The organism is Mycobacterium sp. WUMAC-067, from assembly GCF_020217485.1.
Lineage (GTDB): Bacteria > Actinomycetota > Actinomycetes > Mycobacteriales > Mycobacteriaceae > Mycobacterium.
The window spans coordinates 1-217 of the sequence record NZ_JAEKMI010000234.1 but is presented as its reverse complement, the minus strand read 5'-3'; the positions used below and the strand labels follow the sequence as shown (position 1 = coordinate 217).

General features: G+C 66.8%; 1 protein-coding gene. It reads right to left on the bottom strand.

Features of this window, described 5'->3' with window-relative positions:
- Window positions 1-217: DUF222 domain-containing protein (locus JF781_RS28375; protein ID WP_225341403.1), on the bottom strand; the 217-nt coding region annotated here is incomplete at both ends.

Genomic DNA, 217 nt, shown 5'->3' with positions numbered 1-217 from the left:
CACCTGATCACCGGCGCGGTCACCCTCACCGTGGTCGCGTTTCCACTCCGCGACCAACGCGTCACGATGAGAGGCCAACGCGGCATCGAACTTCGCGGCATCCAAAGGCCCCAGCGTGATCCGATAACACGCGCCCTTATCATTGGCGGTCGCGGTGAACGAACGCTCACGCTCGGGACGCGGGTCGGGGTCGGGTCGCGGCTCCAGCCTGACCGCA